The 6,000-nt window shown below is 74.2% G+C and carries 7 protein-coding genes; 6 read left to right on the top strand and 1 reads right to left on the bottom strand.

Annotated elements, in window-relative coordinates:
• Positions 1–137: 137 nt before the first annotated feature.
• Complete coding sequence (locus tag ACFVFQ_RS27875; RefSeq protein WP_383420871.1) at positions 138–746, bottom strand: 5-formyltetrahydrofolate cyclo-ligase; 609 nt, start codon at positions 744–746, stop codon at positions 138–140.
• A gap of 80 nt (positions 747–826) precedes the next feature.
• On the opposite strand from ACFVFQ_RS27875, the gene galU reads away from it, so the two are divergent.
• The 6 genes from galU to ACFVFQ_RS27845 all read left to right on the top strand — a co-directional run bounded on the left by galU (position 827) and on the right by ACFVFQ_RS27845 (position 5,965).
• Entirely contained in the window at positions 827–1,729 is a 903-nt protein-coding gene (galU, locus tag ACFVFQ_RS27870; RefSeq protein WP_383420869.1) for a UTP--glucose-1-phosphate uridylyltransferase GalU, read from the top strand.
• A gap of 4 nt (positions 1,730–1,733) precedes the next feature.
• Complete coding sequence (gene glp / locus ACFVFQ_RS27865; RefSeq protein WP_383420867.1) at positions 1,734–3,056, top strand: gephyrin-like molybdotransferase Glp; 1,323 nt, start codon at positions 1,734–1,736, stop codon at positions 3,054–3,056.
• Between the two features lie 104 nt (positions 3,057–3,160).
• Positions 3,161–3,643: a cyclic pyranopterin monophosphate synthase MoaC gene (gene moaC, locus ACFVFQ_RS27860; protein ID WP_383420864.1), complete on the top strand. Its 483-nt coding sequence runs from the start codon at positions 3,161–3,163 to the stop codon at positions 3,641–3,643.
• Entirely contained in the window at positions 3,640–4,140 is a 501-nt protein-coding gene (locus ACFVFQ_RS27855) for a molybdenum cofactor biosynthesis protein B (protein ID WP_383420862.1), read from the top strand. The genes moaC and ACFVFQ_RS27855 overlap by 4 nt, the downstream gene beginning before the upstream one ends.
• Before the next feature lie 14 nt (positions 4,141–4,154).
• Complete coding sequence (locus ACFVFQ_RS27850) at positions 4,155–4,778, top strand: GNAT family N-acetyltransferase (protein WP_383420860.1); 624 nt, start codon at positions 4,155–4,157, stop codon at positions 4,776–4,778.
• Between the two features lie 152 nt (positions 4,779–4,930).
• Entirely contained in the window at positions 4,931–5,965 is a 1,035-nt protein-coding gene (locus tag ACFVFQ_RS27845; protein ID WP_383420858.1) for a hypothetical protein, read from the top strand.
• Positions 5,966–6,000 lie beyond the last annotated feature (35 nt).

Raw genomic sequence — 6,000 nt, 5'->3', positions numbered from 1 at the left:
GCCCCACTGCCCCCCCCCCCACCCCCACCACACCGCCGGCACCCCCCCCCCCCACCCCCCGGGGGGGGGGGGCCGCCGGCCCCCCCCCCGCCCCCCCCCGACGGCGTTTCACGTGAAACCGCGCCGCGCGGGGGCGGTCAGTGGCGGAAGCGGTGCACCCCCGACGGCGTCACCGCGGCGTGCACCCGCCGGTCGTGGCGCTCGGCCGGGACGTGCTCCACCACCTCGTCGTCGTAGAGCAGCACCACCAACGACGCCCGCCTCCCGGACCGTTCCAGGCGGGCCAGTACCCGGTCGTAGGAGCCGCCGCCGCGGCCCAGTCGCAGCCCGGTCCGGTCCACCGCCAGCCCCGGCAGCAGCACCACGTCCGCCTCCGTGACGGCCTGCGGGGTCAGCCGCGGCCCGGCCGGCTCCCGCAACCCCCAGCCCGCCGGCACCAGATGCTCGGCGCCCTCGTATACGGCCCAGTCCAGATCGTTGTCGGGCAGCAGCACCGGCAGCAGCACCCGCACCCCCGCCGCCCGCAGCGCGTCCAACAGGGCCAGGGTGTCCGGTTCGCCACCGATCGACACATACGCCGCGACGGTCAGCGGGGCGCCGGCGGGGGCCGCCCGCAGCTCGTCCAACTCCCGCACCCGCCTCGCCAACGCCGCGCCCCTGGCCGCCACGACATCGGCCGGCAACGCCCTCCTCACCTCCAGGAGATCCCGCCGCAACCTGCGCTTTTCCTCGTGCTCAACGCTCATCGTGGGCCTCGCTCGGGCTCTTCTGATCTCTTGACCGGTCCCTCATCATCGGGCCGGTCGGGGCGGTTAGGGTGTCGCGCATGACCCCATCGCATGCACGGATCAGCAAGGCTGTCATCCCCGCAGCAGGGCTCGGCACCCGGTTCCTGCCGGCGACCAAGGCCACTCCCAAGGAGATGCTGCCGGTCGTCGACAAGCCCGCCATCCAGTACGTGGTGGAGGAGGCGTCCGCGGCCGGACTGACCGACGTCCTGATGGTCACCGGTCGCAACAAGCGTCCCCTGGAAGACCACTTCGACCGCAATTACGAGCTCGAAGAGGCCCTGCGACGCAAGGGCGACGGCTCCCGGCTCGCCAAGGTCCAGGAATCCAGCGACCTCGCGACGATCCACTACGTCCGCCAGGGCGACCCCAGGGGCCTGGGGCACGCCGTGCTGTGCGCCGCGCCCCACGTGGGCGACGAGCCCTTCGCCGTCCTCCTGGGCGACGACCTCATCGACCCCCGCGACCCCCTGCTGCGCCGGATGATAGAGGTCCGCGAGGAGCACGGCGGCTCGGTCATCGGCCTCATGGAGGTCGACCCGGGCAGCATCCACCTCTACGGCTGCGCGGCCGCCACCCCCACCGCCGAAGGCGACGTGGTCGCCGTCTCCGACCTCGTCGAGAAGCCCGAACCGGCCGAGGCGCCCAGCAACCTCGCCATCATCGGCCGCTACCTCCTCGACCCCGCCGTCTTCGAGGTGCTGCGCAAGACCACCCCGGGCCGCGGCGGCGAGATCCAGCTCACCGACGCTCTCCAGGAGTTGGCCGCCCACCCCGAACTCGGCGGCCCCGTACACGGCGTGATCTTCAAGGGCCGCCGCTATGACACCGGTGACCGCGGCGACTATCTGCGTGCCATTGTCCGACTGGCATGCGAACGTGAGGACCTGGGCCCCGACTTCCGGGCCTGGCTTCGCAGTTACGTCACCGAGGAGATGTAGGACGTTGAACGGCACCACCGGCCAGACCCACCACCCGGACCGCGTCTGGTCGGTGGCCGCCCACCTCGACGACATCCTCGCGCGGATCCAGCCGCCCGCCCCGGCCAAGCGGCAACTCCTCGACGCCCAGGGCTGCGTGCTCGCCGAGGACCTCACCGTCCCGCTGCCGCTGCCGCCGTTCGACAACAGCTCCATGGACGGCTACGCGGTCCGCGCCGCCGACGTCGCGGCCGCCACCGAGGAGGCGCCGACCGCCCTCACCGTCCTCGGCGACGTCGCCGCCGGCAGCGGCGCGCTCCCCACCGTCGGCCCCGGACAGGCCGCCCGCATCATGACCGGCGCCCCGCTGCCGCCCGGCGCCGACGCGGTGGTCCCCGTCGAGTGGACCGACGGCGGCAGCGGCCGCGGGCCGGCCGCCACCATGCGCGCCCACAGCGCCGCCCCGCAGGACGCCGCCGGCGAGGTGCGGGTGCACCGCCCGGCCACCGCCGGCGCCCACATCCGCCGGGCCGGCAGCGACGCCCGCGCCGGCGAACCGGCCCTGCCCGCCGGCACCGTCCTCGGCCCCACCCAGCTCGGCCTGCTCGCCGCCCTCGGCCTGGACACCGTCACCGTCCACCGCCGCCCCCGGGTCGTGGTGCTCTCCACCGGCAGCGAACTGGTCCCGCCCGGCGAGCCGTTGGGCCCCGGCCAGATCCACGACTCCAACAGCTTCCAGCTCACCGCCGCCGCCCGCGCCGCCGGCGCGCTCACCTACCGCGTCGGCGCCGTCGCGGACGACGCCGAGGCCCTGCGCGCCGCCCTGGAGGACCAGTACGCCCGCGCCGACGTCCTGGTCACCAGCGGCGGCGTCAGCGTCGGCGCGTACGACGTCGTCAAGGAGACCCTGGCCGACCTCGCCGCGGAGGACGGCCGGGTGGAGTTCCGCAAGCTGGCCATGCAGCCCGGCAAGCCCCAGGGCTTCGGCCTGATCGGCCCCGACCGCATCCCGCTGCTCGCCCTGCCCGGCAACCCGGTCAGCTCCTACGTCTCCTTCGAACTGTTCGTCCGCCCCGTCATCCGGACGCTGATGGGCCACCCCGAGGTGCACCGCCGCACCGTCCGGGCCCGCCTCACCGCACCGCTGGGCTCCTCGCCGGCCGGCAAGCGGCAGTTCCTCCGCGGCTCCTACGACCCGGTGTCCGGCACGGTCGCCCCCGTCGGCGGCAGCGGCTCCCACCTCATCCGGGCCATGGCCCAGGCCGACGCCCTGATCGTCGTCCCCGAGGACGTCACCGAGGTCCCCGCCGACGCCACCGTCGAGGTCATCCCGCTCGGCCCCTGCTGACGCCCGCCCGGAAGCACTCGTTCCGGGGAGCCCGTGGCGCCTCCCGTACCAGGCCCGGGGGTACGGTGTCGTCCCACAAGGCGGCAGTATGGACCGGGAGAACGATGAGCAGCGGTCAGCAAAACCTCACCCACCTCGACGCGGCCGGCGCGGCCCGCATGGTCGACGTCTCCGACAAGGACGTCACCGCCCGGACCGCCCGCGCCCGCGGCCGCGTCCTGGTGGCGCCGAGCGTCGTTGAGCTGCTCCGCGGCGAGGGCGTCCCCAAGGGCGACGCGCTGGCCACCGCCCGGATCGCCGGCATCCTGGGCGCCAAGCGCACCCCCGACCTCATCCCGCTGTGCCACCCGCTGGCCGTCTCCGGGGTGACGGTGGACCTCTCCGTCACCGACGAGGCCGTCGAGATCACCGCCACCGTCAAGACCACCGACCGCACCGGCGTGGAGATGGAGGCCCTGACCGCGGTCTCGGTCGCCGCGCTCACCGTCGTCGACATGGTCAAGGCGGTCGACAAGGCCGCGGTGATCTCCGACATCCGCGTCGAGGAGAAGACCGGCGGCAAGTCCGGTGACTGGAGCCGGTCGTGACCCCCGCCCGCGCCCTGGTCGTCACCGCCTCCAACCGCGCCGCCGCCGGCGTCTACGAGGACAAGGGCGGCCCGCTGCTCGCCGAGGGGCTGACCGCCCTGGGCTTCGCGGTCGACGGCCCCCAGGTCGTCCCCGACGGCGACCCCGTCGAGGCCGCCCTGCGCGACGCCGTCGCCGCCGGCTACGACGTCGTCCTGACCACCGGCGGCACCGGCATCTCGCCCACCGACCGCACCCCCGAGGCCACCCGCCGCGTCCTGGACCACGAGGTTCCCGGCATCCCCGAGGCGATCCGCGCCGCCGGCCGGGCCAAGGTGCCCACCGCCGCGCTCTCCCGCGGCCTGGCCGGAGTCGCCGGCCGCACCCTGATCGTCAACCTTCCCGGCTCGACCGGCGGGGTCCGCGACGGCCTGGCCGTCCTCGCCGACCTGCTGCCGCACGCGGTCGACCAGATCCGCGGCGGCGACCACCCCAGACCCTCCGGGAGCCCCAGCTGAACACGCCCTGGCCGGTGGTCCTGACGGACGGAGAGATCTCCCTCCGCCCGATAAGGCTGCGCGACCAACGCCCCTGGCGTGAGGTCAACCGCCGCAACCGCGACTGGCTGCGCCCCTGGGAGGCTACGGTCCCGCCCGCCCCGCCCGGTGTCCCGGTGCCGCACCGCCCCACCTTCCGGCAGATGGTCCGTCACCTACGGGCCGAGGCGCACGCCGGCCGGATGCTGCCGTTCGTCATCGAATACCGCGGCCGACTCGTCGGCCAACTCACCGTCGCGGGCATCACATGGGGCTCGATGTGCTCGGGCCATATCGGCTACTGGGTCGATCGGGAAGTCGCCGGCCGCGGCGTGATGCCGACCGCCGTGGCGCTCGCCGTCGACCACTGTTTCGGCACCGTCGGACTGCACCGCATCGAGGTCTGCATTCGGCCGGAAAACGCCCCCAGCCTTCGCGTCGTGGAGAAACTCGGCTTCCGCGCGGAAGGCATCCGCCCGCGCTACCTCCACATCGACGGCGCCTGGCGCGACCACGCGGTTTTCGCGCTCACCGCCGACGAAGCGCCCGAAGGGCTGCTCAACCGCTGGCACAGCCGGAAACCCGGCGCACCCGACCGCTCCGACACATCCCACAAATAAAAAACCTGTTCGAATTGCGTCGTCGGGCTCGCCGCATTCACCACAACTCCATCGCAACAATCACAAAAAAAGTTCGAGATATCAGCCAGATCGTGCGACACACCGGCTCAATTGGCGGATGGCCCCGTGCAAACCCCTCTACCGTGTGAGTTGTGAGAAGCAGCGGCCTCATCTACGCAGTCATCGTCGGGGCCTGGGCCGCCTATTTGGTGCCGATGTGGCTCCGTAGGCAGGACGAGCTCAACGAGGCCCGTCCCACCGAGCGCTTCAGCACGGCCATCCGGCTCCTGTCCGGGCGCGCGGCCATGCAGCGCCGCTACGACAAGGAGCACGGGGCGTGCCCCGCCGACGATGCCGGCGACGAGCGGGACCCGGACGCCACGGACGAACCGGCCGGCGCCCGGTCCTTCGGCGACCCCGAACCGGCCCCGGCCTTCCCCGACGACGCCCCCGCCCGCCCGCAGGCCGCCCCGCTGCGCCCCTCGCTCGCCGAGCGCACCAAGCGCGCCAAGGTCCTGGCCCGCCGCCGGCGCACCATCACCGTGCTGTTCTTCGCCTTCACCGGCGGCGCGATCGCCGCGGCCGTCGGCGGTCTGCCCTTCCTCTGGGCCCCCGCCCTGCCCGCCGTGCTCCTGACCGCGTACATCGTTCACCTGCGCACCCAGGAGCGTCGCCGCTTCACCTTCACCATGGACCAGCGCAAGGCGGAGGCGGCAGCGCAGCGGCTGCGGGAGGGCCGGCCCCGCCCTCACCAGGCGGCCGACCAGCCGCCCGTCGTCGACCACCAGCCCGACGCCCACGCTGACGTCGAGCCCGCCCCGGAGCCGTCCCGCCCGGCGCCGGCCCCGCACGCCTCCGGCGCCCGCGCCCTCGTCGAACAGACCGACCACGCCGAGTGGGTCGACCAACAGCGCGAGCGCCCGCGCCCGGCTGCCGGCAGCTGGGAGCCGGTCCCGGTCCCGCTCCCCACCTACGTCACCGCCCCGGTCGCCCCGCGCGCCACCAGCCACGTCGACCTGGACGCCGACGACGCCTGGAGCTCCGCCCGCTCCAGCTCCGTCACCGAGCGCCCGCGCCCCAACGGCTCGCAGGACCGCCCCACCCACCCGGGTCGCCGCGCCCGCGGCCGCACTCCGCTCTTCGATCAGTACGAGGACGAGGACCGCCCGCGCGCGGCAAACGAGTGAGGCACCTCGCACTGACCAGCAGCGGAAGCGATTTC

The organism is Streptomyces sp. NPDC057743 (assembly GCF_042798755.1).
Classification (GTDB): Bacteria; Actinomycetota; Actinomycetes; order Streptomycetales; family Streptomycetaceae; genus Streptomyces.
Note: the sequence above shows the minus strand (reverse complement) of the source record. Positions and strands in the feature narration are given on the sequence as shown.